Origin of the sequence: Pseudomonas sp. SMV7, from assembly GCF_052041995.1 — a bacterium.
Lineage (GTDB): Bacteria > Pseudomonadota > Gammaproteobacteria > Pseudomonadales > Pseudomonadaceae > Aquipseudomonas.
Window position 1 is genome coordinate 35,845 of sequence record NZ_JBKGGT010000010.1, and the last position, 22,983, is coordinate 58,827.

The 22,983-nt window shown below is 65.3% G+C and carries 23 protein-coding genes; 14 read left to right on the forward strand and 9 right to left on the reverse strand.

The window, feature by feature from the left end; translation table 11 throughout:
• Nucleotides 1–40: 40 nt before the first annotated feature.
• Nucleotides 41–505: a CopD family protein gene (locus ACLEJP_RS14030; RefSeq protein WP_225778966.1), complete on the forward strand. Its 465-nt coding sequence runs from the start codon at nt 41–43 to the stop codon at nt 503–505.
• Nucleotides 506–567: 62 nt separating this feature from the next.
• Here ACLEJP_RS14030 and ACLEJP_RS14035 read toward each other — a convergent pair whose 3' ends face one another.
• The 4 genes from ACLEJP_RS14035 to ACLEJP_RS14050 form a co-directional block, all read right to left on the reverse strand.
• A complete protein-coding gene (locus ACLEJP_RS14035; protein ID WP_440807224.1) occupies nt 568–1,326 on the reverse strand; it encodes a collagen-like protein in 759 nt (252 codons plus the stop codon).
• Nucleotides 1,319–1,594, reverse strand: coding sequence for a DUF1145 domain-containing protein (locus ACLEJP_RS14040; RefSeq protein WP_440807227.1), 276 nt, complete (start codon nt 1,592–1,594; stop codon nt 1,319–1,321). Before ACLEJP_RS14040 ends, ACLEJP_RS14035 begins: the two co-directional genes overlap by 8 nt.
• Before the next feature lie 98 nt (nt 1,595–1,692).
• Nucleotides 1,693–2,412: an OmpA family protein gene (locus ACLEJP_RS14045; protein WP_440807228.1), complete on the reverse strand. Its 720-nt coding sequence runs from the start codon at nt 2,410–2,412 to the stop codon at nt 1,693–1,695.
• 90 nt (nt 2,413–2,502) lie between these two features.
• Complete coding sequence (locus tag ACLEJP_RS14050) at nt 2,503–3,195, reverse strand: OmpA family protein (RefSeq protein ID WP_289130291.1); 693 nt, start codon at nt 3,193–3,195, stop codon at nt 2,503–2,505.
• Nucleotides 3,196–3,353: 158 nt separating this feature from the next.
• On the opposite strand from ACLEJP_RS14050, the gene ACLEJP_RS14055 reads away from it, so the two are divergent.
• From ACLEJP_RS14055 to ACLEJP_RS14070, 4 genes are read left to right on the forward strand one after another with little or no spacing between them, the layout of a single operon-like run.
• The gene (locus ACLEJP_RS14055) at nt 3,354–3,848 is read left to right on the forward strand and encodes a DUF6231 family protein (protein WP_440807230.1); all 495 of its coding nucleotides are present in this window, start codon (nt 3,354–3,356) and stop codon (nt 3,846–3,848) included.
• A 2-nt stretch (nt 3,849–3,850) separates the two neighbouring features.
• Nucleotides 3,851–4,327 (forward strand): YchJ family protein, encoded by a 477-nt coding sequence (locus ACLEJP_RS14060; protein WP_225778972.1) that lies wholly within the window; start codon nt 3,851–3,853, stop codon nt 4,325–4,327.
• 2 nt (nt 4,328–4,329) lie between these two features.
• A complete protein-coding gene (locus tag ACLEJP_RS14065; protein WP_440807233.1) occupies nt 4,330–4,812 on the forward strand; it encodes an LEA type 2 family protein in 483 nt (160 codons plus the stop codon).
• 7 nt (nt 4,813–4,819) lie between these two features.
• On the forward strand, nt 4,820–5,017 hold the full coding sequence (locus ACLEJP_RS14070) for an SEC-C metal-binding domain-containing protein (protein WP_003258907.1): 198 nt from the start codon (nt 4,820–4,822) through the stop codon (nt 5,015–5,017).
• On the opposite strand, the gene ACLEJP_RS14075 is transcribed toward ACLEJP_RS14070, so the two are convergent.
• Nucleotides 4,995–6,215 carry an MFS transporter gene (locus ACLEJP_RS14075; protein ID WP_440807236.1) on the reverse strand — a complete coding sequence of 407 codons (1,221 nt, stop codon included), beginning with the start codon at nt 6,213–6,215 and terminating at the stop codon, nt 4,995–4,997. The two genes, ACLEJP_RS14070 and ACLEJP_RS14075, sit on opposite strands and share 23 nt — an antisense overlap.
• A 155-nt stretch (nt 6,216–6,370) precedes the next feature.
• Here ACLEJP_RS14075 and ACLEJP_RS14080 point away from each other — a divergent pair, with 155 nt between their 5' ends.
• Nucleotides 6,371–7,744 (forward strand): PLP-dependent aminotransferase family protein, encoded by a 1,374-nt coding sequence (locus tag ACLEJP_RS14080; RefSeq protein WP_440807238.1) that lies wholly within the window; start codon nt 6,371–6,373, stop codon nt 7,742–7,744.
• An 85-nt stretch (nt 7,745–7,829) separates the two neighbouring features.
• Complete coding sequence (locus tag ACLEJP_RS14085) at nt 7,830–10,271, forward strand: penicillin acylase family protein (RefSeq protein ID WP_440807240.1); 2,442 nt, start codon at nt 7,830–7,832, stop codon at nt 10,269–10,271.
• Between the two features lie 44 nt (nt 10,272–10,315).
• Here ACLEJP_RS14085 and ACLEJP_RS14090 read toward each other — a convergent pair whose 3' ends face one another.
• Nucleotides 10,316–10,765 carry a type II toxin-antitoxin system HicB family antitoxin gene (locus tag ACLEJP_RS14090; protein ID WP_440807242.1) on the reverse strand — a complete coding sequence of 150 codons (450 nt, stop codon included), beginning with the start codon at nt 10,763–10,765 and terminating at the stop codon, nt 10,316–10,318.
• A gap of 231 nt (nt 10,766–10,996) precedes the next feature.
• On the opposite strand from ACLEJP_RS14090, the gene ACLEJP_RS14095 reads away from it, so the two are divergent.
• The 5 genes from ACLEJP_RS14095 to pdeM all read left to right on the forward strand — a co-directional run bounded on the left by ACLEJP_RS14095 (nt 10,997) and on the right by pdeM (nt 18,087).
• Nucleotides 10,997–12,013: a ligase-associated DNA damage response exonuclease gene (locus tag ACLEJP_RS14095; protein WP_440807243.1), complete on the forward strand. Its 1,017-nt coding sequence runs from the start codon at nt 10,997–10,999 to the stop codon at nt 12,011–12,013.
• Nucleotides 12,010–13,668: an ATP-dependent DNA ligase gene (locus ACLEJP_RS14100; protein WP_440807246.1), complete on the forward strand. Its 1,659-nt coding sequence runs from the start codon at nt 12,010–12,012 to the stop codon at nt 13,666–13,668. The genes ACLEJP_RS14095 and ACLEJP_RS14100 overlap by 4 nt, the downstream gene beginning before the upstream one ends.
• 133 nt (nt 13,669–13,801) lie before the next feature.
• Entirely contained in the window at nt 13,802–14,917 is a 1,116-nt protein-coding gene (locus ACLEJP_RS14105; protein ID WP_440807248.1) for a succinylglutamate desuccinylase/aspartoacylase family protein, read from the forward strand.
• A 66-nt stretch (nt 14,918–14,983) separates the two neighbouring features.
• Nucleotides 14,984–17,437 carry a ligase-associated DNA damage response DEXH box helicase gene (locus tag ACLEJP_RS14110; RefSeq protein ID WP_440807251.1) on the forward strand — a complete coding sequence of 818 codons (2,454 nt, stop codon included), beginning with the start codon at nt 14,984–14,986 and terminating at the stop codon, nt 17,435–17,437.
• The gene (gene pdeM / locus ACLEJP_RS14115; protein WP_440807254.1) at nt 17,434–18,087 is read left to right on the forward strand and encodes a ligase-associated DNA damage response endonuclease PdeM; all 654 of its coding nucleotides are present in this window, start codon (nt 17,434–17,436) and stop codon (nt 18,085–18,087) included. Before ACLEJP_RS14110 ends, pdeM begins: the two co-directional genes overlap by 4 nt.
• Before the next feature lie 6 nt (nt 18,088–18,093).
• Here the strand turns inward: pdeM and ACLEJP_RS14120 are convergent, their stop codons facing one another.
• Both ACLEJP_RS14120 and dcd read right to left on the reverse strand, forming a co-directional pair.
• Nucleotides 18,094–18,321: a hypothetical protein gene (locus ACLEJP_RS14120; RefSeq protein ID WP_225778982.1), complete on the reverse strand. Its 228-nt coding sequence runs from the start codon at nt 18,319–18,321 to the stop codon at nt 18,094–18,096.
• 93 nt (nt 18,322–18,414) lie between these two features.
• Nucleotides 18,415–18,981, reverse strand: a complete 567-nt coding sequence (dcd, locus tag ACLEJP_RS14125) for a dCTP deaminase (RefSeq protein ID WP_003254920.1) — start codon at nt 18,979–18,981, stop codon at nt 18,415–18,417.
• 329 nt (nt 18,982–19,310) lie between these two features.
• On the opposite strand from dcd, the gene ACLEJP_RS14130 reads away from it, so the two are divergent.
• Entirely contained in the window at nt 19,311–19,520 is a 210-nt protein-coding gene (locus tag ACLEJP_RS14130; protein WP_003254922.1) for a cold-shock protein, read from the forward strand.
• A 98-nt stretch (nt 19,521–19,618) separates the two neighbouring features.
• Here the strand turns inward: ACLEJP_RS14130 and apbC are convergent, their stop codons facing one another.
• Complete coding sequence (apbC, locus tag ACLEJP_RS14135) at nt 19,619–20,713, reverse strand: iron-sulfur cluster carrier protein ApbC (protein ID WP_440807257.1); 1,095 nt, start codon at nt 20,711–20,713, stop codon at nt 19,619–19,621.
• A gap of 158 nt (nt 20,714–20,871) precedes the next feature.
• Here apbC and metG point away from each other — a divergent pair, with 158 nt between their 5' ends.
• Entirely contained in the window at nt 20,872–22,911 is a 2,040-nt protein-coding gene (gene metG, locus ACLEJP_RS14140; RefSeq protein WP_289130319.1) for a methionine--tRNA ligase, read from the forward strand.
• The last annotated feature ends 72 nt before the right edge of the window (nt 22,912–22,983 follow it).

Here is a 22,983-nt window from a genome sequence, read left to right on the forward strand (position 1 = left end):
CATACCCCGCTATTGCCCTTTATGCCGCATGGAGATCCGGATGCTTGCCTTTGCCCTGCCTTACACATTGCATGTATTGGCCGCCCTGGTGTGGGTCGGCGGCATGTTCTTCGCCTGGCTGGTTCTGCGCCCGGCCACGGTTGCAGCCCTGGAAGGGCCTGCGCGGCTGCGTTTGTGGGTGGAAGTTTTCCGACGTTTCTTCGGCTGGGTCTGGCTGGCCGTGGCGATTTTGGCGATCAGCGGTATCGGTATGTTGCACATGCGCTTCAGCGGCTTCGAGACCGCACCGAAGTATGTGCAGGTGATGATCGGTGGTGGTATCGCGATGTTTGCCCTGTTCATGCGCGTGCAGGCGTTGCTGCTACCCGAGCTGAAAGCGGCGGTGCAGGCCGAGGACTGGCCGGCGGGTGCAGCGGTGCTCGGGCGGATCCGGCGAATGGTGGGGATCAACCTGCTGCTCGGCCTGGCGGTCGTCGCCGTGGCCAGCTCGCGCCTGGTGATCTGACAGGATACGCCCCCTGCAGGAGCAGCCCATCGCCGCTCCTGCAAGGGCATGCGGTAGGGCTTCTACAGGCGTTGCAGGATCAACTCACCCGTTGCCCCCGCCGCCCCTGGCTGCCCCGGTTGCCCCGGCCGGCCATTGGCGCCCGCCTCGGTGCTGTACACCAGGCAGCCCTTGCTGGCCCCGCCCTTGCCTGCCTTGCCTGGCGCCCCGGCCTTGCCCGCTGCGCCGCCGTCCAGGCGCACCACGATGCGCTCCTGCGGGAAGCCCTGCGGCACGCTCAGGCGAATGCGCCCACCCGGTGCACCATCATGGCCGTTGCCACCGTCATCGCCGTTGGCACCGCGGCTGGCCTGGCCCCAGGTGCAGCCACCGGCCTGGCCATTGGCGCCATCGAGCCCCACGTACCCGGGCGCACCAGCACCACCGCGGGCATCGATCAGCAGCCGCTCCGCGTCCACTTCCGTCAGCTTCAGCTCCAGGCTCCGCCCCGAGCGGGCTGCCCGCTGGTACGTACCCGCCGCCCCCGGTGCACTGAATTCGCTGCCCTCGGCCAGACGCGCGCTACGCGCTTCGATCAGCAGCGGGCTGTCGGAGGGTGCAATGGCGATACGCGCATCCCGCCCCAGCTCCAGCTGGTCGACCTTCAGTTCCGCCAAGGTGGCCGGCAGCAGCAGGGTGGCGGCGTCGGCGACACGCAACTGCGCAAGGTGCACACTGGCCGACTTGTCGGGCAGGCGCAGCATGGAGTTGGCTGCGACCTCGAGACTCTCGGCCTGGGCCAGTGGAACGGCCAGCATGGCCAGCAACATCAGATTACGCATTTCGCGGCGCCTCCTGCGCACGGGGAATGGACATGACATGGAAGATGCCCGTCAGCAAGATCTGCAACCGATCGAACCAGCGGTGGCTGCGCCCGCGCAAGCTGCCATTGAAGAACAGCACTTCAAGCAGGTGCAGGCCCAGCAGGGCGATGCCAGCGGCATTGATCAGCAGATTGAAAGGCAAGGGTTGTGGCAGCAACAGGTTGAATAACACCACGCCCCAGAATGCGACTGTCAGGACCTTGCCCAAGCCCAGGATGAACTTCATACCCCGCCCCTGATGGATTGTTGTTATGTCGAGACGCCCATTCGAGCGCGCCGTGCGAAGCACATTAACTGCAATGCCAAGGCAGGCGCCAGCACCGCTCAGTTGAGATGCAGCTCCACCCGTCGGTTGCGCGCGCGCCCCTCCTCGCTTTCATTGTCGGCGAGCGGTTCGCTTTCGCCACGCCCCTGGCTGGTGACCTTGCCCGGCGCCAGCCCCTGGCCGATCAGGTACTCGGCGACGCTGCCAGCGCGGCGTTCGGAAAGCACCTGGTTATAGCTGTCGGAGCCGACACTGTCGGTATGGCCGATCACCCGGACCTTGGCCACCGTCGGCGAAGCGAGTCTCGTCACCAGGCCTTGCAGGCGCTGCTGGGCCGCTGGCGTCAGCTCGGCGGAATCGAAGGCGAACATCACCGCGCCGTTGTCATCCAGGATGACCACCTCCGGCGAGGGCTCAGGCTCGCTGACCGGTGGCGTTGCGGGGTACTGCTTCAATGGGCAGCCCATGTGGTCGACGGGGACCCCGCCGGGGGTATCGGGGCAGTGATCGCGGCGGTCGAAAATACCGTCGTTATCTTCATCGCCATCCTGGGCGTAACAGACCAGGCCTCCGGTGACGGCGCCAAGGGCACCGCCGCCAGCCGCCCAGGCCGAACTTTCGATGGCGCCCAGGCCACCACCGGCCAGGCCGCCGAGCAGGCTGCAGAGGGGCCAGGTCCTCTGGTTCAGCGGCGCACTGCCATCGCTGCGGCTGGCGCAACCCGCGAGCAGGCTGGCAGCCACCAACAACGGTAGCGCCGCCGTCGACGTCACATTCATGCTGAACGCTCCTGTGTCATTGGCCACGCGCTGCGCCTGGCCAGTGAGGACGCGCCCGTGCCACGGCTCAAGGCACGGGCGCGTGCCGCCCTACCGCTGGATCTTGATCTCGGTACGGCGGTTCATGGCGCGCCCGTCGGCCGTGGCGTTGTCCGCTACCGGCTGGGTTTCACCCGCCCCGACCACCGACACGAAGCTGCTGCGCGGCACGCCGCGCTCGACCAGGTAGTCGGTTACCGCGTGGGCCCGGCGTTCGGACAGTTTCTGGTTGTAGCTGTCGGAGCCGACGCTGTCGGTATGGCCGCTGACGCTCAGGCGGGCGGACGGTGCTTCCTGTTTCAGGCGGGTGGCAATGGTATTGAGGCGCTCCTTGTCACTGGCAGTCAGGCGGGCAGAATCGAATTCGAAGTGCACATCGCGGATGACGATGACTTCTTCCTTCTGCACCACCACTTCCTCGACCACTGGCGCCGGCTCAGGCGGGCAACCGTTGGCATCCACCTGCACACCGCGCGGAGTGCCGGGGCACTTGTCGCGGCTGTCGGGCACGCCATCGCCATCCTCGTCACCATCGCCATGGGACCAGCAGTAGCCTGCCGCCAGGCCACCGCCCAGCAACGCGCCCCAGCCAGCCCAGCTGGAACTTTCGATAGCGCCCAGGGCGGCGCCGCCTACACCCCCGACGGCGGCACATTTCGGCCAGTCGGTCTTTTGCAAACCTGCACAACCAGTCAACACACTGGTGAGCAGGACCAGGGGTATCGCTGTGCGTACTATGCTCATTTCATTGCTTCTCCTAGGGGGAATCGGCATAAGGCCGATCTCTCGGAGTAAAGACCGCGCATTCGATCCCTGCCAGCAATAAGCCACGACGCGGTCACATGCCTCTTTGCCCACACGCTGTGGCCCGCTAGTCTTGGACGACTTGAAGAGGACTTGCAATGAACGACCGCTTTTCCCAGCGCACGCCGCAGCAGGCCCTGGCCGCCCTGCTCGAGCGCTTCACCCCGCAACGCCTGCTGCTGGTGGGCGCGCGCTTTCCGGCCCTGGACGCCTTCGCCCAGGCGCACCCGCAGGTGACCATCGCCAGCGCAGCCCCTGGCCCGCTGCCGGCCGAACTTGCGGCCCAGCGCTTTGACCTGGCGCTGCTGGTGGACTGCCTGGAGCATCTGCCCAAGCGCACGGGCCTGGAACTGCTCGGCGGCGTGCGTAATCTCAATGCCAGCCGGGTTGCAGTGCTGGCCGACCTGGCCGCCTGTGGCTGGCAGGACACCGACTTTTTCGCCCTGGCCCTGTCGGCCAGCGAGAAATTCTGCCGTGGTGAGCAGGTCTTGAGCCTGTTCACCTATGATCTACACGACTACAAGCAGGTACCGGACTGGCTCAACGCCAAGTTCTGGGCCAACCCTGAAAACTTTGGCAAGTACTGGTGGTGAAGATGAGTGTCTCGGTCTGCCCTTGCGGCAGTGGCAACCTGCTCGACGCCTGCTGCGGGCACTACCATGCCGGTACCCCGGCGCCGGATGCCCAGGCGCTGATGCGCTCGCGCTACAGTGCCTATGTGCTGGGCCTGGTCGACTACCTGGTGGCCACCACCCTGCCGGCCCAGCAAGCCGGCCTGGACCGTGCCGCCATGGCCGCCTGGAGTGCCCAGAGCACCTGGCTTGGCCTGGAGGTCGAAGCGGCGGAGGTGTTGGGTGGCCAGCCTGAGCATGCCTTTGTGACCTTCACCGCACGCTGGCACGACCAGGAGGGCGATCACCAGCACCGCGAACGTTCGGCCTTCGTCCAGCATGCCGGGCGCTGGTACTTCATCGACCCGACGGTCGGGCTCAAGGCCGGGCGCAATGACCCCTGCCCCTGCGCCAGTGGCCAGAAGTTCAAGAAATGCTGCGCCAGCTATGTAGGTAGCTGAGCATGAACGCCCACGCCCGCCTGCTGCTCGGCCCGCTGCTCGCCTGCCTGGCATTGCTGGCGGGTTGCAGCAGCTGGGGCGGCGGCGACTGGCGCGAACCCGAGGTACGCCTGGTCGAAGTCGAGACGGTGAAGGCCCGGTTGCTGGAACAGGAGTTCGTGCTGCACCTGCAAGTCGACAACCCCAATGACAGCCGCCTGTTCATCCGCAACCTGTCGTACGCCATACGCCTCAACGAGCTGCTGCTGGTGCAGGATGAAACCAGCCTGTGGCGCAGCGTTGGCGGGCATGCCCGACGCACCTTCAAGATCACCGCGCGGACCAACCTGTGGCAGCACCTGAAACCTTTGGCCAAGCTGCTCAAGAGCGGCCAGCCGCTGCATTACAGCCTGCAGGCTGAACTGGCGACCGGGTTGCTCCTGCATCGAGACCTGCACTTGTCGCGCAGTGGTGAGATAATCCCCGGCGATCATCACCCGGAGTAACCCCGCAATGTCCCAGCAACCCCACGTTCATGGCCCTGACTGCAACCACGATCATGATCACCACCACGATCATGGCCACGTCCACGGCCCGCACTGCAACCACGGCCACCAGGAGCCGGTACGCAACGCCCTGAAGGACGTCGGCCGTAACGACCCCTGCCCGTGCGGTAGCCAGAAAAAGTTCAAGAAGTGCCACGGCGCCTGACCTGAACCGCAGCTGCGCGCCCCGGCTCCGGGCCGCGCAGTACGTAGCCGGCGGCCAGGAGCAGCACCATGCACAGCGCCATGCAGATGGCATTGGTCGCGTCCCAGCCGAGCGTGCCCAGCAACAGCGACGGGCTGAAAGCGCCAACGGTCGCGAACAGGGCAATGGCCAGGTCGTTCTTCCCCTGCATCTGCATGGCTGACGGGCTGTTCTGCAGCGCTTGCGCCAGCAACGCCCCACCGCCCACGTAGGTCAGGTTCCAGCCCAGGCCAAGGGCGATCAGCGACAGGGTCATCATGGCGTAGCTGTGCGACCCCAGGTTCATGGCTGCGCAGCCGATCAACAGCCCCAGGCCGGCGCAGATGGTCGCCCTGATCCCGATCTGGTGAATGATCGCCCCCGTGAAGAACGAGGGTGCGAACATGGCGACCACATGCCACTGAATGGCCAGGCGCACGTCGGCGAAGTCCTCCCGCATGTGTTCCATGTGCAGGGACGCCTGGATCATCAGCAGATTCATGACCCCATATCCCAGCGCAGCCACTGCCATGGCCACGGCCAGCACCGGGCCGAGCGGTGCGGCGGTTGCGCCGGCCGGTCTTTCCACCTGCACCAGGCTGGCCCGTGCGCCATCGCCGGGCAGGCAGGCCGCGACCAGCAAGGACACTGCTGCCAGGCCGAGCAAGGCGGCGTAACACAGCGCGAACAGTGGATAGCCGTCAACGTCACGGAGCCATTCGGTGAGTGCCGGCCCGACCACGGCGGCAATCACCCCGCCCGCCACGACCAGGGAAAGCGCTTTGGGCTTGAGCTGTTGCGCCAGGTTGTCGGTAGCGGCGAAACGGTTGAAGTTGGCGAACGCAATGTAGATACCCAGCGCCGAATGGCTGATCACCAGCGTCGCGAAGTGCTGTTCCTGCACGGCCAGGTAACCGCTGATACCGGATACGGCCAGCGGTATCGAGCCGAGCATGAATGCGCGTTTGCGGCCGATTCGGCTCATCAGCCTGGAGACCGGGTAGGTGGCCAGCATCATGCACAGGAACTGGAAACCGTAAGGCACCGTGGACCAGGTGCTGGCAGGCGCCAGCGCCGCCCCGACAGTGGCGGCCATGGTCACCGACATGACCGCAGTCGTCAGGTTGATCGATTGCGCCGTGAAATACAGGTAGGTGCGCCGCGGAAGTGTGCTCGACATGGCATGTGCTCAGGTGGCTGGACGGTCGGTATCCGGCACCCTGTAATGGCGCCGACGGGTGAATGGTGGCACCTGCCGCGCCCTGAAATGCAAACAGTCGACGCACTTTCCGGTTAACTGTTAGGCTGTTTTTTCTAACAGTCGGCGGATCCGCCATGCGCCCGAACAACCTGCGTGACCAATTGAAACAGCGCCTCGAAGCCGGTGAGTGGCTGCCTGGCCAGCGCATGCCGTCCATCCGCAAGCTGACCGCGGCGGCCGACTGCAGTTACCACGATGTCGTCTCCAGCTATGCCCGGCTGGTCAGCGAAGGTGTGCTGACCGCCATCCCAGGCCGCGGCTACTTTGTCGCCTGCAGCAGCCGCCAGCCAGGTACACCAGACAGCGGCCCTGCCGAGCCCCCGGCAAGCATGGCCGACGACCCATTGTTCACGCTGCTGCAAAGTGGCCGGCACTACACCAAGCTCGGCAGCGGCTGGCTGCCACCGGCCTGGCGGGACACCGAGCTGCTGGCCAAGGCGATACGCCGCACCGCGCGGCTGGAGCAGAGCTCGCTGGCGGAATATGGCGACATCCAGGGCTACCTGCCCATGCGCAGGCAACTGTGCATGCACCTGCAGCGCCTGACCCGTATCGAGGCCCGGCCAAGCCAGTTGCTGACCACCCTGGGTGCCACGCAAGCGCTGGACCTGGTCGCGCGGTTGCTGATCAAGCCTGGCGACCACGTATTCGTCGACGAGCCCGGCAATGGCAACCTGATCAAGCTGATCCAGCTGGCCGGTGGCCATGTGCTCGGCGTGCGGCGTACCCAGGACGGGCCGGACGTGGCGGACATGAAAGCCCACCTGGGCAGGCACAAGGTCAAGGCATTCTTCTGCAACAGCAACTTCCATAACCCGACCGGCGGCAACATCAGCCCGCACAGTGCCTTCAACATCCTGCGCCTGGCCACTGAGCACGACTTTCTGATCGTCGAGGATGACGTGTATGGCGACTTCAGTCCCGGCGTACGCCAGACCCTTGCCGAACTGGATAACCTCGAGCGGGTCATCTACATCGGCAGTTTCTCCAAGTGCCTGTCCGCGTCACTGCGCGTTGGTTACATCGCCTGTTCGGCTGCGCTGATCGAACCCCTGACGCGCCTGAAGCTGCTGACCTGCGTTGCCGTGCCAGCGTTTTGCGAACGTTTCGTCAACACCATCTTGTCCGATGGCACCTATGCCCGGCACATGAAAGACCTGCAGCAGCGCATGATCCGCCAGCAGGCGCAAACCCAGCAATTGTTGCGCGCGCGTGGCTGGCAGTTCGACGTAACGCCGCAAGGCGGCATGTTCCTGTGGGTCTATCACCCTGAGCTGGCCGACCTGCAGCCGTTCATGCAGCGCCTGGAGCAGCACAAGGTGCTCCTGATGCCGGGCTCGGCCTTCGCCGTGACCCGGGACTATCAAGGCCATGCACGCATCAACTGCACGCATTTTTCCGATGCTTTGGCCATGCACTTCAAGGTTTGTACCGGCGCTGGCAAATAAAGCGCCCGGGGACCTTGCACGGCGCCTGCGCGCTTACTACCTTAGCGCCTTTCCAAACCCGCCACGCCTTGCAGGAGCCCTTGTCATGGCCGCCCCCGCCTTTCCTCCCTTCCGCCCGCGGTTCGCAACCGCTGCCACGCTGCTCGGCATGCTCGGGCTGGCCGGCTGCCAGACGGGCGGCTATCAGGACAGCGTGCCACCGGCCAGCGGTGTGCAGCCGCTCAAGGGCCTGGCACAGAACGTCTCGGTACGGCGCAACGCCATGGGTGCGCCGCTGATCGAAAGCAGCAGCTTCCATGACGCCCTGTTCAGCCTGGGCTACGTGCACGCCGGTGATCGCATCGAACAGATGGTCGCCATGCGCCTGCTCGCCCAAGGCCGCCTGGCCGAGCTGGCCGGCAGCGACGCGCTGGACATCGACCGGCTGATGCGCGCTGCCAACCTCAAGCAGAGCGCCGCCCAGCAGTACGCCGAAGCATCGCCACGGCTCAAGCGCTTTTTCGAGGTGTATGCACGTGGGGTCAACGCTTACCTGTTCCGTTACCGCGACCGGCTGCCCGCCAGCCTGGCCAGCAGTGGTTATCGCCCGGAATACTGGAAGCCCGAGGATTCGGCACTGATCTTCAGCCTGTACGCCTTCAGCCAGTCGGTGAACCTGCAGGAAGAACTGAGCGCCCTGGTCCTGGCGCAGAAAGCCGGCAGCGACAAGCTGGCCTGGCTGTTGCCCGGTGCCCCGGACGAGCCGTTGGCCGAAGCCGAGGTGGACAAGCTCAAGGGCCTGAACCTGGCCAGCCAGTTGCCGGGCCTGCCAGCCCTGGCCGCCGCCAGCCAGAAGCTGGCCGACCTCGACCTGCTGGGCAGCCCCGGTTCGGCCAACCTGGCCCTGGCGCCACAACGCAGCCGCAGTGGCAAGAGCCTGCTGGCCAGCGACAGCCGCGCCGCCTGGGCCCTGAGCCCGGTGCAGATCCATACCGGCAAGTATCAGGTCGCCGGGCTGTCGTTGCCCGGCCTGCCCATCGTGCTGGCCGGATACAACGGCAAGCTGGCCTGGAGCAGCAGCGCGGTCATGGCCGACAACCAGGACCTGTATCTGGAGCAACTGCGCCACCAGGGCGGCCAGGTGAGCTACCTGGCCGACGGCAAATGGCTGCCGGCCCGCGCCCGTAGCGAAACCTTCTTCGTCCGCGGCCAGCGCCCGCTGCGCGAAGTGATGTACGACACGCGCCACGGCACCCTGCTGGCGCAACCGGGCAATGCCAGCCTGGGCCTGGCGCTGAACCTGCCGCAGTTCAAGGAAGATCGCAGCCTCGACGCGCTGTTCGACCTGACCCGCGCCCAGAGCGTGGAGCGCGCCTTCGACAGCACCCGTGAAGTGACTGCCGCCGCCCTCAACTTCGTCTTCGCCGAGCCCGAGCACATCGGCTGGCAAGTCAGCGGCCGCTACCCCAACCGCCGCGAAGGCCAGGGCCTGCTGCCATCGCCGGGCTGGGACGGGCGCTACGACTGGGACGGCTTTGCCGACCCGATGCTGCACCCTTACGACCAGGACCCGCCAGCCGGCTGGATCGGCCACGCCAACCAGCGCAGCCTGCCGCGCGGCTATGGCATGCAGCTGTCCAGCACCTGGTACTACCCCGAGCGGGCCGAACGCCTGGCGCAACTGGCCGGCAATGGCCGCCACGACAGCCGCAGCCTGATGGCCCTGCAGAATGACCAGGTCACCCTGCTGGCCGACAAGCTCAAGCAGGTGTTCGATGCCCCGGGCATGGCCCAGCCGCTGCAGCAGGCGATCGATGCCCTGCCCGCCGCACAGCGTGACAAGGCCCGCGACGCACTGGCCCGGCTCAAGGCCTTCGACGGCCGCCTGAGCCCGGTGTCGGCCGATGCCGCCCTGTACCAACTGTTCCTCCAGGAAGTGGCGCGACAGACCTTCCTCGACGACCTCGGCCCGGAATCCGGCCCGGCCTGGCAGGCCTTCGTCAGCAATGCGCGGTTGTCGTTCTCGGCGCAGGCTGACCACCTGCTGGGACGCGACGACAGCCCGTTCTGGGATGACCGTAACACCCCGCAGAAGGAAGACAAGCCGGCCATCCTGGCGCGCAGCCTGGCTGGCGCCATCGATGCCGGTACCACGCAGCTGGGGGCCGACCGCCGCGCCTGGCAGTGGGGCAAGCTGCACCAGTACCGCTGGCCGGCACCGGCCTACCACGGCCTGGGCGATGCCATCAGCCGATCGCCACAGGCTGCCGGTGGTGATTTCACCACCCTGGCTTTGACGCCCTACGCCTGGGGCAGCGACTTCGATACCCGCCTGCCGGCCTCGGCACGGATGATCGTCGACTTCGGCCAGGCCGAGCCGTTGCAGGTACTGACCAGCAGCGGACAGTCCGGCAACCCGGCCAGCGCCCATTACAGTGACGGGCTGGATGCCTGGTTCAAGGGGCGCTTCATGAGCCTGCCGCTGCAGCAGCAGAACTTCGGCCGGGCGTATGGCAATCAGCGTTTGACGCTGGTGCCTGGCAAGTAACCCAGACGGCCTGAGCCGCCAACTGGGGCGGCTCAGGCATTGCACTAAACAGCTACGACCGAAAGCTCGATCCGCTGCCCCAACATATGCAGGGCGTGTTCGACCTGCTCGATCTTGGAGCGGTGCAACAGATCGATCAGACGGTCGACTTGGGGGCGATTCACCCCTAGTCGGCGCGCCATCTCGGTCTTGCTGATTTTTTGGGCCACCATGATGTTCCATAACGCCGCCTTCGCAGCCGTCAGGGCTGGCAGACGTACGACGGGTTGACCTGCCGTTGGCGTTGCCGGTAGCGGGATAGCCTGCCTTTGATCTACATAGAATGAAAGCGCGGACTCCAAGGCGTCCACCGCATCGAACAGTGCTTCTTCCACAGTGTCACCAGCGCAGGCCATCTCAGGCACAGCGGGGCAACTCACCCAGACACTGCCCTGCTCCTGGTGAACGACTACCGGATACTCGAATATCATCACGTGTTCCTCTAAACCCTTCATGCTTTCAATCCCAAGTCTTTGAGGATCTTTCGTCTCAGGCCTTCGCTTATTTCCTTCGCGCCGTGGTCGGGGAAAATCGTCTGGCGATTACCCCTGACCACACAGTTAACTGCGAAAGGCCTTTCGGCATTTCTGAAAGGCGCGTAGTCCATTTCGCTTGATAAAACCTTTCGAACTCTCGAGACAGTCCCAAGCTCCTAACAAGTACCCTCGACAACCAGCATGCCTGCCATGGACCTCGTCATCGCCCGCCCCGAAGGCCTGTACTGCCCGCCCGGTGACTTCTACATCGACCCGTGGCGGCCCGTGGACCGAGCCGTGATCACCCATGGCCACGGCGACCACGCCCGCATCGGCAATGGCCATTACCTGGCCGCCAGCCCCGGCGCCGGCATCCTGCGCAGCCGCCTGGGCCAGGACATCAACTTGCAGACCCTGCCTTACGGCGAACGCCTGCTGCACCATGGCGTAACCTTGAGCCTGCACCCGGCCGGGCATGTGCTGGGCTCGGCGCAGGTGCGCCTGGAATACCAGGGCGAGGTCTGGGTTGCCTCTGGTGACTACAAGGTAGAACCCGATGCCACCTGCGCACCGTTCGAACCGGTGCCCTGCCACACCTTCATCACCGAATCGACCTTCGGCCTGCCCATCTACCGCTGGCCCAGCCAAAGCGAGATCTTCGCCGCCATCAACGCCTGGTGGCGGGCCAACTGCGCACAGGGCAAAGCCAGCGTGCTGTTCTGCTACGCCTTCGGCAAGGCGCAAAGGATCCTCCACGGGCTGGACGCCAGCATTGGCCCGATCCTCGTACATGGCGCCGTAGAGCCGCTGAACCGGGTATACCGGGAGGCTGGCGTCTACTTGCCAGAGACCCGCTACGCCGGTGATATCCCGCGCAACGACCCGCTGCTGCGCCAGGCGCTGGTCCTGGCCCCACCATCGGCCGGTGGCAGCAGCTGGATGCGCCGTTTCGGCGACTACAGCGATGCCTTCGCCAGTGGCTGGATGCTGTTGCGCGGCACCCGCCGACGGCGCGGAGTGGACCGTGGCTTCGTGCTCTCGGACCATGCCGATTGGCCGGGGTTGCTCTGGGCCATCGGCCAGACCGGCGCGGAACGGGTGATGGTCACCCACGGGTCAGTCAACGTACTGGTGCGCTATCTGAACGAACAAGGCCTCGATGCCCGGGCCTTCGCGACCGAATACGGCGAGGAAGACGAAGCTGTCGCCGTGGAGCCAGACGCATGAAAGCGTTCGCCGACCTGTACCTGAGGCTGGATGCGACCACCTCCAGCGCCGCCAAGCTGCAAGCCTTGCGTGACTACTTCAGCACCGCCCCGGCTGCAGATGCCGCCTGGGCGGTATACTTCCTGGCCGGTGGTCGCCCGCGCCAGCTGGTGCCTACCCGCGTGTTGCGCGAGCTGGCCTGTAAGTTGGCGGGGCTGCCGGACTGGCTGTTCGAGGAAAGCTACCAGGCCGTTGGCGACCTGGCCGAAACCATTTCCCTGCTGGTGCCGGAAAGCCATCAGGTGGGCGACGATGGCCTGGCCCATTGGGTCGAACAGCACTTGCTGCCATTGCGCGGCCTGCCCGTCGAACAGCTCCAGCAACGCCTGCCGCCGCTGTGGGCACAGCTGGACCGCCCCAGCCTGATGCTGTGCCTGAAGCTCATCACGGGGAGCTTTCGCGTTGGCGTCTCGAAGCTGCTGGTCACACGCGCCCTGGCGCAACTGGCCGGGCTGGATGCCAAACGCGTGGCCCAGCGTCTGGTCGGCTACACCGACATCAGTCACCGCCCCACTGCCGCCCGCTACCAACAATTGGTCGCCCCGGCATCAGACGATGAACATGACCAGCGTGGTGGCCAGCCCTACCCGTTCTTTCTGGCCCACCCGCTGCAAGTGCCGAGCGAACAATTCGATGCGCTGCTCGGCCCACCGAGCGAATGGCAGATCGAATGGAAGTGGGACGGCATTCGCGCCCAGGTGGTCAAGCGCGAAGGCCAGCTGTGGGTCTGGTCGCGTGGCGAGGAACTGGTCACCGAGCGCTTCCCCGAGCTGCACAGCCTGGCGCAGACATTACCCGACGGGGTCGTGCTGGATGGCGAGATCCTGGTGTGGAAACCGGGCAGTTCGGCGGATGAACTGGCGGTACAGCCCTTTGCCCTGTTGCAGCAGCGCCTGGGCCGCAAGACCCTGGGCAAGAAACTGCTGAGCGATGCGCCGGTAGTACTACAGGCCTACGACCTGCTGGAATGGCAAGGCGAAGACTGGCGCAGCCGGCCGCAGCACGCGCGCCGCCGCCAGTTGGAGCAGGTGCTTGAGGAGCACCCACTGGCACCCGTGGTACTCTCGCCCCTGCTCGTGGGCACGGACTGGGCCGACCTTGCCCGCCAGCGCGAACAGTCACGCAGCCTGGGGGTGGAAGGCTTGATGCTGAAGCAGCGCGAGGCCTTGTATGGCGTAGGGCGGACCAAGGACATGGGCACCTGGTGGAAATGGAAGATCGACCCGTTCAGCGTCGATGCCGTGCTGATCTACGCCCAGCGCGGCCATGGCCGGCGGGCCAGCCTGTACAGCGACTACACCTTCGCCGTATGGGACGCGCCGGCCGGCACCCCGGGGCGGGCGCTGGTACCTTTTGCCAAGGCCTACTCAGGGCTCAGTGACGACGAGATGCGCAAGGTCGATGCCATCATCCGCAAGACCACGGTCGAAACCTTCGGCCCGGTGCGCAGCGTGACGCCGACGCTGGTGTTCGAGCTGGGCTTCGAAGGCATCGCCCTGTCCCGGCGGCACAAGAGTGGCATCGCCGTGCGCTTCCCGCGGATGCTGCGCTGGCGGCTGGACAAGCCGGTTGAAGAGGCGGATGACCTGGCGACCCTGCAGGCACTGCTGGCTTGAGACGATTCGGACCGCAAAGAAGCCCACGCGCTCGTCCAACAGGTAGCGGATGAGGCGCAGTCACGGAATCTATGCTTCTATCTGTGTGCCGACCCGTGTCGCAGACCGTTTTCGCCACGCAATCAGGACGACCATGCACCATTCAACCCACGACCTGCTTTCCCCCGTTCCGGGTATCACCCGCCAGTTGCACAGCTTCCACTACGGCCCACGCGGTGGCGGCAAGGTGTATATCCAGGCCTCGCTGCATGCCGACGAACTGCCCGGCATGCTGGTGGCCTGGCACCTCAAGCGCCGCCTGGCCGAACTGGAACAGCAAGGCCGGCTGCAACAGGAGGTCATCCTGGTACCGGTGGCCAACCCGGTCGGCCTGGAACAGGTGCTGCTGGACGCACCGCTGGGGCGTTTCGAACTGCAAAGCGGCGAGAACTTCAACCGCAACTTCGTCGACCTGTCGGATAGCATCGGCGACCAGATCGAGGAACACCTGACTCAAGACCCGGACCATAACCTCGCCCTGATCCGCGAGTACCTGCGCCGCGGGCTGGACGCGCACCCGGCGCGCACGCCGCTGCAGGCCCAGCGCCTGATCCTGCAACGCCTGGCCTGCGATGCCGACATGGTGCTGGACCTGCACTGCGACTTCGAAGCCGTGGAGCATCTGTACACCACGCCAGACGCCTGGCCGCAGATCGAACCGCTGGCGCGCTACCTGGGCGCGCAGGCCAGCCTGCTGGCCACCGACTCGGGCGGGCAGTCGTTCGATGAATGCTTCAGCCTGGTCTGGTGGCAGTTGCAACAGCGCTTCGGCAAGCGCTTCCCGATCCCGCTGGGCTGCTGCTCGGTGACGGTCGAGTTGCGTGGCCAGGCCGATGTCAGCCATGAGCTGGCGAGCAAGGATTGCCAGGCGCTTCTCGACTTCCTGACCCACACGGGGGTCATCGAAGGTGCCGCCACTGCCCTGCCCGCGTTGCGCAACCCGGCTACACCCCTGGCCGCGGTCGAACCCGTGGTGGCGCCATTGGGCGGGCTGCTGGTGTACCACGCAAAGCCTGGGCAAACCCTCGAGGCTGGCCAACTGATAGCCGAAGTCATCGACCCGCTCAGCGACCGGGTGACCGCCGTGCGCAACCAGCAGCCGGGCCTGCTGTATGCGCGCAGCGTGCGGCGCATGGCTACCGCCGGCATGGTCATCGCCCACGTGGCCGGCGAGCAGGTGTGCCGCAGCGGCTACCTGCTGGCTAACTGACCAGGTAAAACCATTGCAGCTGGCGGGTTGTCTGTAGAGACACAGCCCGCCAAGGACCCCTGCCCCATGCCCGCCGTCACCGACCTCGCCACTGCCTGGTTCGCCCAGCGTGGCTGGAAGCCGTTCGCTTTCCAGCGCCGTGTCTGGGCTGCCGTGGCACGCGGCGAATCCGGCCTGCTGCATGCCAGTACCGGCGCCGGCAAGACCTACGCGGTATGGCTCGCCGCGCTGCGCGCCTTCAAGGCCGAAGCCCAGGGGCGACAGGCCGCGCCGTTGCAGGTGCTGTGGGTCACGCCGATGCGCGCCTTGGCCGCCGATACCGCCCGCGCCCTGCAGGCGCCGCTGGACGAGCTCGGCTTGCCGTGGAGCGTGGGCGTGCGCAGCGGCGATACCGGCAGTGCCGAACGTGCCCGCCAGGCGCGGCGCCTGCCCAGCGTGCTGGTCACGACCCCCGAAAGCCTGACCCTGCTGCTGACCCGCGCACAGGCCCGCGACGACTTCGCCACCTTGCGCCTGGTAGTGGTGGACGAATGGCACGAACTGCTGGGCAACAAGCGCGGGGTACAACTGCAACTGGCCCTGGCCCGCCTGCGCCGCTGGCGCCCGGGCCTGCCCACCTGGGGCCTGTCCGCCACCCTCGGCAACCTGCAGCATGCGCTGGAGGTATTGCTGCCTCAGGGTGGTTTGCTGGTACAAGGCCGGCAAGACAAACCGCTGCAGGTCGATACCCTGCTACCTACGGCCATCGAGCGCTTTCCGTGGGCCGGGCACATGGGCTTGAAAATGCTCGACCAGGTCAGCCGGGAGATCGATGCCAGCAGCAGTTGCCTGGTGTTCACCAACACCCGGGCCCAGGCCGAACTCTGGTACCAGGCCCTGCTCGAAGCGCGCCCCGACTGGGCCGGGCTGATCGCCCTGCACCATGCCTCACTGGCCCGTGAGACACGTGACTGGGTCGAGCGCAGCCTCAAGCAGGGCAGCCTGAAAGCGGTAGTCTGCACCTCCAGCCTGGACCTGGGCGTGGACTTTCTGCCAGTCGAGCGCGTGCTGCAGATCGGTTCGGCCAAGGGCATTGCCCGCCTGATGCAGCGGGCCGGGCGCTCCGGCCATGCACCGGGGCGACGCTCGCGGGTTACCCTGGTGCCCACCCACAGCCTGGAACTGGTGGAGGCAGCCGCCGCCAGGCAGGCCCTGGCCGCCGGGCACATCGAGGCCCGTCATTCGCCACGCCTGTGCATGGACGTGCTGGTGCAGCACCTGGTCAGCATGGCCCTGGGCAGTGGCTTTCACGCCGAACTGTTGCTCGAAGAGGTACGCAGCACCTGGGCATTTCGGGCGCTGCACGACAGCCAGTGGCAATGGGCGCTGGACTTCGTCTGCCATGGTGGCAGCTCGCTCAGCGCCTACCCCGATTACCAGCGCGTCGAGCGCCAGGCCGACGGCGTTTACCGGGTTGCCAGCGAACGCCTGGCACGCCGTCACCGCATGGGCATCGGCACCATCGTCAGCGACGCCAGCCTGCAGCTCAAGTATTGGAGCAAGGGCGGCGGGGGCAAAGCGCTGGGCAGCGTCGAAGAGGCGTTCATCGCCCGCTTGCGGCCTGGCGATACCTTGGTGTTCGCCGGGCGTGTGCTGGAACTGGTGCGTGTAGAGAACATGACCGCCTACGTACGCCGCAGCAGCGCACGCAAGGCCGCGGTTGCCCGCTGGAACGGCGGCCGCATGCCGCTTTCCAGCGAACTGGCCGACGCCCTGGTCGAGCAGCTCGATGCAGCAGCGCACGGCCGTTTCGAGGGCCCGGAAATGCGTGCAGCACGCCCGCTGCTGGCCTTGCAGGCACAATGGTCGGCGCTGCCTGCCATCGACACGCTGCTGGCCGAAACCTTCAGATCCCGCCAGGGTTGGCATCTGTTCCTGTATCCGTTTGCCGGGCGCATGGCCAACCTTGGCCTGGCCAACCTGATTGCCTGGCGGGTGAGCCGCGTACAGCCGCTGTCGGTTTCGATCGCCGTCAACGACTATGGGTTCGAGCTGCTCAGCCCCGGCCAGGTGGATTGGGCGACCCATCTGCCGCAGGCACTGGCTACCGAGCACCTGCTGGACGATGTGCTGGCCAGCCTCAATGCGGGAGAAATGGCATTGCGGCGTTTTCGCGAGATCGCCCAGATTGCCGGGCTGGTGTTTGGCGGCTACCCGGCGGCGCAGAAAAGCCTGCGGCAGATTCAGGCCTCCAGTGGCCTGTTTTACGAGGTCTTCCGCAAGCATGACGCTGGCAACTTGCTGCTGGGCCAGGCGCGGGACGAAGTGTTGAACGAAGAACTGGAGATCGAGCGCCTGCATCGGCAACTGCTGAAAATGGGGCGGTTGCGGCTCGACCTGCAGTTGCTGAAGCGGCCGGGGCCATTGGCGTTTGCCTTGCTGGTGGAGGGCATGCGCGAGACCCTGAGCACGGAGAAACTGGCGGACCGGATTGCACGGATGGTCGCCGAGCTGGAACGTGCAGCGGGTACTGGTGAATGACCGGCCTGCTGTCCATCGAGCACTGTGGCGAGCAGCTCTGGCTGCTTCCCGACAAGGCCATCTACTGGCCGGCACGCCGCGCCCTGCTGGTGGCGGACGTGCACATCGGCAAGGCGGCGAGCTATCGTGCCCTGCACCAACCGGTACCGCGTGGCACCACGGCAGCGACGCTTGCCCGCCTGGATGCATTGCTGGCCGCGCAGGCATGCGAGCAACTGATCATCCTGGGCGACTTCCTGCATGCGCGCGCAGCCAGGGCGCCAGCGACGCTGGCCAGGCTGCAGGCGTGGCGCGAACAACACAGGACGCTGAAGATCGTGCTGATACGCGGCAACCATGACCACAACGTCGGCGATCCACCCGCTTCGCTCGGCATCGAAGTGATGGACGAACCCTGGCTGCTGGAACCCTTCGCGCTACAGCACGAACCGCGACCTCACCCGACCCACCCGGTACTGGCAGGCCATGTCCACCCGGTCTTCGTCCTGCGTGGCAAGGCGCGGCAGCGCTTGCGCCTGCCGTGCTTCCTGATCGATGGCCAGGTGAGCCTGCTGCCGGCGTTCGGTGAATTCACCGGGGGCTGGGAAATCGCCCCCACCGCCACCAGCCGCGTGTACCTCGCCGGCGCAGGGCGGGTATGGGCAATTTAGCGACGTTCAGGCGACAGGCCCCGGAGGCGGTTCGTCAGGCAGGGTCGGCTCGCCCGGCTCCATGGGCGGAGTTTCGCCCGGCTCCGGCGGCTGTGGTGTATCGGGGTCAGGCTGGTGGGGCACGCCCCCCGCCTGCATCGGCAGCGGGTGCGCCAGCAGTGACCAGGACAACAACCCCACATGGTTGGGCTGCAGGACTGCCAGCTTGGCACTGATTGCGGGATGGAGTTTCATTGGCTGCTCCTGACAAGGCCGCTGCGCATCGTGCGCACCGGCATTACCCTGTTGGAGTGCCAAAGGCGCGGGTAATTCCCCGCGCCTGTCGGCTCAGGTACGCGGCAGGGTGACGCCCCGCTGGCCCTGGTACTTGCCGCCGCGGTCCTTGTACGACACTTCACATTCTTCGTCGGACTGCAGGAACAGCATCTGCGCCACGCCTTCATTGGCGTAGATCTTCGCCGGCAGCGTGGTGGTGTTGGAGAACTCCAGGGTCACGTGGCCTTCCCACTCGGGCTCCAGCGGGGTGACGTTGACGATGATGCCACACCGGGCGTAGGTGCTTTTGCCCAGGCAGATGGTCAGCACGTCGCGTGGAATGCGGAAGTACTCGACGGTGCGCGCCAGGGCGAACGAGTTCGGCGGGATGATGCAGACGTCGCTCTTGATGTCGACGAAGCTACCGGCATCGAAGTTCTTCGGGTCGACGGTGGCCGAATTGATGTTGGTGAACACCTTGAATTCGTCGGCGCAGCGTACGTCGTAGCCGTAGCTGGAGACGCCGAAGGAAATCACCCGGTTGTCCTGCTCGCCGCGCACCTGGCGCTCGACGAACGGTTCGATCATGCCGTGTTCCTGCGCCATGCGGCGAATCCACTTGTCCGATTTGATGCTCATGGCGGGGTGTCCTAGAAGAGTTGCGAGGGGGAAAAACCAGACGCGCATCTTACCGGTCCCTGCGCCCAGGTTAAAGTTCCATGCCTCATCCCGCGCCGGGCGGGGGTTCGCGCCGCCGTCGATCCGAATTCGCCTAAAGCGCCTTCTGACCATTGGCAGGTTGCGGAAAGTGGGGTAAGGTGACGCCACTGTGCTGCACGTGACACCGAGAATCTCTAGTTTGATGCACGATCCTGATCGGCCCATCGCTGAATTTTCTGCTCTCTTTGCGCTCAGTCCCGGGCAGGGTTTTTCCTGACCGTTATCAAATTGTCCAAGGAGACAGAAAAATGTCCAACCGTCAATCCGGTGTTGTTAAGTGGTTCAACGATGAGAAAGGCTACGGCTTCATCACTCCTCAGTCGGGCGATGACCTGTTCGTGCACTTCAAAGCCATCCAAGCTGACGGCTTCAAAACCCTGAAAGAAGGCCAGGCTGTTACTTTCGTCGCTACCCGCGGCCAGAAAGGCATGCAGGCTGAAGAAGTTCAGATCGCCTAAGTCGATCGAGCTTTTTAGCTTTCAAAAAAAACCCGCCTTCCGGCGGGTTTTTTCATGCCTGAAAGAATGACCGAGGCGCCTGGCCTCGGCCTGGCAGGTCAATCCTCGCTGATGGTAATGCTCGGCATCGCCGGTGCAGCCGCTTCCTGCAGCACGATCCGCGCCCCTACCTGGCGCGCCAGTTCCTGGTAGACCATGGCGATCTGGCTTTCCGGTTCGGCGATGGCGGTCGGCTTGCCATTGTCGGCCTGTTCGCGGATGAGCATCGACAGCGGCAACGAGGCCAGCAGGTCGACACCATATTGGCTGGCCAGCTTTTCGCCACCGCCTTCACCGAACAGGTGCTCGGCATGGCCACAGTTCGAGCAGATGTGCACGGCCATGTTTTCCACCACGCCCAGCACCGGGATATTGACCTTGCGGAACATCTCCACGCCCTTCCTGGCATCCAGCAAGGCCAGGTCCTGCGGGGTGGTGACGATGACCGAGCCTGCCACCGGCACCTTCTGCGCCAGGGTCAGCTGGATGTCACCGGTACCCGGCGGCATGTCGATCACCAGGTAGTCCAGGTCGTCCCAGGCGGTCTGGGTCACCAGTTGCAGCAGCGCACCGGAAACCATCGGCCCGCGCCAGACCATCGGCGTGTTGTCGTCGGTGAGAAACGCCATGGACATGACTTCCACGCCATGCGCCTTGATCGGCACGAACCACTTCTGGTCACGGATCTGCGGGCGGGTGCCTTCGGCGATACCGAACATCACGCCTTGGCTGGGGCCGTAGATGTCAGCATCGAGAATACCCACCCGCGCACCTTCGCGGGCCAGGGCCAGGGCCAGGTTGGCCGCGGTGGTCGACTTGCCCACCCCACCCTTGCCCGAAGCCACGGCGATGATGTTCTTGACGTTGGCCATGGCCGGTACCTGGGCCTGGGCCTTGTGCGCGGCGACCACGCAGTCGATCGACACCTGGGCACTGCTGACGCCCTCGAGGTTGCCGATGGCGGTCTGCAGCACCTGGGCCCAGCCATTCTTGAACAGCCCTGCGGCATAACCCAGCTGCAACTGCACGCTGACCTGCCCGTCCTGGATATCGATGGCGCGCACGCAGCCGGCGCTGACCGGGTCCTGGTTCAGGTAGGGGTCGGTGTACTGGCGAAGCACGCCTTCGACGGCGGCACGGGTGACGGCACTCATGGAGACTCCCATTGGCAAACTGAATGTCAAACAGGCGCCTATCCTAACCCGTCAATCGTCAGCAGATGTGCATGCGGGGTGAAATATCTTCGCCAGCCCTTTATAGTGGCCGATCAACCTCATTTTTACCCCGTCGCCAGATAAGTAGCCGAGCCACCATGTCCGAGCCACGTCAGATTCTCGTCACCAGCGCCTTGCCCTATGCCAACGGATCGATCCACCTTGGCCATATGCTCGAGTACATCCAGACAGACATGTGGGTCCGCTTCCAGAAGCTGCGTGGCAACCAGTGCATCTATGTCTGCGCCGATGACGCCCACGGTTCGGCCATCATGCTGCGCGCCGAGAAGGAAGGCATCACTCCGGAACAGCTGATCGCCAACGTCCAGGCCGAGCACAGCAGCGACTTCGCCGACTTCCTGGTCGATTTCGACAACTTCCACTCCACTCACAGCGAAGAGAACCGTGAGCTGTCGAGCCTGATCTACACGCGCCTGCGTGAAGCCGGGCACATCGCCACCCGCTCGGTGACCCAGTACTTCGACCCGGAAAAGGGCATGTTCCTGGCCGACCGCTTCATCAAGGGCACTTGCCCCAAGTGTGCGGCCGAAGACCAGTACGGCGACAACTGTGAAAAGTGCGGCGCCACCTACGCACCTACCGAACTGAAGAACCCCAAGTCGGCCATCTCCGGCGCCACCCCGGTACTGCGTGATTCCCAGCACTTCTTCTTCAAGCTGCCGGACTTCCAGGCCATGCTGCAGCAGTGGACCCGCAGCGGCACCCTGCAGGACGCGGTGGCCAACAAGTTGGCCGAATGGCTGGACTCGGGCCTGCAGGAGTGGGACATCTCGCGTGACGCGCCGTATTTCGGCTTCGAGATCCCAGGCGAGCCGGGCAAGTACTTCTACGTGTGGCTGGATGCACCGATCGGCTACATGGCCAGCTTCAAGAACCTTTGTGCACGCCGCCCGGAGCTGGACTTCGATGCCTTCTGGAACGAGGGCTCCAAGGCCGAGCTGTACCACTTCATCGGCAAGGACATCGTCAACTTCCACGCCCTGTTCTGGCCAGCCATGCTCGAAGGCGCCGGTTTCCGCAAGCCGACTGCGGTCAACGTTCACGGCTACCTGACGGTGAACGGCGCCAAGATGTCCAAGTCGCGTGGCACCTTCATCAAGGCCCGCACCTACCTCGACCACCTGCAGCCTGAATACCTGCGTTACTACTACGCAGCCAAGCTGGGCCGTGGCGTCGATGACCTGGACCTGAACCTGGAAGACTTCGTGCAGAAGGTGAACTCGGACCTGGTCGGCAAGGTCGTCAACATTGCCAGCCGTTGCGCCGGTTTCATTCACAAGGGCAATGGCGGCGTGATGGTGGCTGGCGATGCCGCACCGGAGCTGACCGAAGCCTTCCTGGCGGCCGCCCCGTCGATCGCCGACGCCTATGAAGGCCGCGACTTCGGCCGTGCCATGCGCGAGATCATGGCGCTGGCCGACCGTGCCAACGCCTGGATCGCCGACAAGGCACCGTGGTCGCTGGCCAAACAGGAAGGCAAGCAGGAAGAAGTGCAGGCCATCTGCGCACAGGGCATCAACCTGTTCCGCCAGCTGGTCATCTTCCTCAAGCCGGTGCTGCCGGTACTGGCTGCCGACGCCGAAGCCTTCCTCAACGTGGCTCCGCTGAGCTGGAACGATCACCTGTCGCGCCTGGAAAACCACCAGCTGAACCCGTTCAAAGCACTGATGAGCCGCATCGAACCAGCCAAGGTCGAAGCCATGGTCGCCGCCAGCAAGGAAGACCTGCTGGCCGCCGAAGCCAAGGCCCCGGCCGGCAACGGCGAACTGGCCAAGGACCCGCTGTCGGCGGAAATCGAGTTCGATACCTTCGCTGCCGTCGACCTGCGCGTGGCCCTTATCGTCAAGGCCGAAGCCGTACCGGGTGCCGACAAGCTGCTGCAACTGACCCTGGACATCGGCGACGAGCGCCGCAACGTGTTCTCGGGCATCAAGTCAGCCTACCCCGACCCATCCAAGCTGGAAGGTCGCCTGACCATGATGGTGGCCAACCTCAAGCCGCGGAAGATGCGCTTCGGCATCTCCGAGGGCATGGTCATGGCGGCGGGCCCTGGCGGCGAAGAAATCTACCTGCTGAGCCCGGACAGCGGCGCCAAGCCAGGCCAGCGCATCAAGTAACCGGCCCTGCCGGGGGGCTGCGATGCAGCTCCCCTCCACGAGAGCCGGACAATCGCCGCGATTCCCGGCTAT

What these genes read in the sequence shown, in the direction of transcription:
- ACLEJP_RS14030 (WP_225778966.1), top strand. Translation starts at nt 41, where the DNA reads ATGCTTGCCTTTGCCCTGCCTTACACATTGCATGTATTGGCCGCCCTG.
- ACLEJP_RS14035 (WP_440807224.1), bottom strand. Translation starts at nt 1,326, where the DNA reads ATGCGTAATCTGATGTTGCTGGCCATGCTGGCCGTTCCACTGGCCCAG.
- ACLEJP_RS14040 (WP_440807227.1), bottom strand. Translation starts at nt 1,594, where the DNA reads ATGAAGTTCATCCTGGGCTTGGGCAAGGTCCTGACAGTCGCATTCTGG.
- ACLEJP_RS14045 (WP_440807228.1), bottom strand. Translation starts at nt 2,412, where the DNA reads ATGAATGTGACGTCGACGGCGGCGCTACCGTTGTTGGTGGCTGCCAGC.
- ACLEJP_RS14050 (WP_289130291.1), bottom strand. Translation starts at nt 3,195, where the DNA reads ATGAGCATAGTACGCACAGCGATACCCCTGGTCCTGCTCACCAGTGTG.
- ACLEJP_RS14055 (WP_440807230.1), top strand. Translation starts at nt 3,354, where the DNA reads ATGAACGACCGCTTTTCCCAGCGCACGCCGCAGCAGGCCCTGGCCGCC.
- ACLEJP_RS14060 (WP_225778972.1), top strand. Translation starts at nt 3,851, where the DNA reads ATGAGTGTCTCGGTCTGCCCTTGCGGCAGTGGCAACCTGCTCGACGCC.
- ACLEJP_RS14065 (WP_440807233.1), top strand. Translation starts at nt 4,330, where the DNA reads ATGAACGCCCACGCCCGCCTGCTGCTCGGCCCGCTGCTCGCCTGCCTG.
- ACLEJP_RS14070 (WP_003258907.1), top strand. Translation starts at nt 4,820, where the DNA reads ATGTCCCAGCAACCCCACGTTCATGGCCCTGACTGCAACCACGATCAT.
- ACLEJP_RS14075 (WP_440807236.1), bottom strand. Translation starts at nt 6,215, where the DNA reads ATGTCGAGCACACTTCCGCGGCGCACCTACCTGTATTTCACGGCGCAA.
- ACLEJP_RS14080 (WP_440807238.1), top strand. Translation starts at nt 6,371, where the DNA reads ATGCGCCCGAACAACCTGCGTGACCAATTGAAACAGCGCCTCGAAGCC.
- ACLEJP_RS14085 (WP_440807240.1), top strand. Translation starts at nt 7,830, where the DNA reads ATGGCCGCCCCCGCCTTTCCTCCCTTCCGCCCGCGGTTCGCAACCGCT.
- ACLEJP_RS14090 (WP_440807242.1), bottom strand. Translation starts at nt 10,765, where the DNA reads ATGAAGGGTTTAGAGGAACACGTGATGATATTCGAGTATCCGGTAGTC.
- ACLEJP_RS14095 (WP_440807243.1), top strand. Translation starts at nt 10,997, where the DNA reads ATGGACCTCGTCATCGCCCGCCCCGAAGGCCTGTACTGCCCGCCCGGT.
- ACLEJP_RS14100 (WP_440807246.1), top strand. Translation starts at nt 12,010, where the DNA reads ATGAAAGCGTTCGCCGACCTGTACCTGAGGCTGGATGCGACCACCTCC.
- ACLEJP_RS14105 (WP_440807248.1), top strand. Translation starts at nt 13,802, where the DNA reads ATGCACCATTCAACCCACGACCTGCTTTCCCCCGTTCCGGGTATCACC.
- ACLEJP_RS14110 (WP_440807251.1), top strand. Translation starts at nt 14,984, where the DNA reads ATGCCCGCCGTCACCGACCTCGCCACTGCCTGGTTCGCCCAGCGTGGC.
- pdeM (WP_440807254.1), top strand. Translation starts at nt 17,434, where the DNA reads ATGACCGGCCTGCTGTCCATCGAGCACTGTGGCGAGCAGCTCTGGCTG.
- ACLEJP_RS14120 (WP_225778982.1), bottom strand. Translation starts at nt 18,321, where the DNA reads ATGAAACTCCATCCCGCAATCAGTGCCAAGCTGGCAGTCCTGCAGCCC.
- dcd (WP_003254920.1), bottom strand. Translation starts at nt 18,981, where the DNA reads ATGAGCATCAAATCGGACAAGTGGATTCGCCGCATGGCGCAGGAACAC.
- ACLEJP_RS14130 (WP_003254922.1), top strand. Translation starts at nt 19,311, where the DNA reads ATGTCCAACCGTCAATCCGGTGTTGTTAAGTGGTTCAACGATGAGAAA.
- apbC (WP_440807257.1), bottom strand. Translation starts at nt 20,713, where the DNA reads ATGAGTGCCGTCACCCGTGCCGCCGTCGAAGGCGTGCTTCGCCAGTAC.
- metG (WP_289130319.1), top strand. Translation starts at nt 20,872, where the DNA reads ATGTCCGAGCCACGTCAGATTCTCGTCACCAGCGCCTTGCCCTATGCC.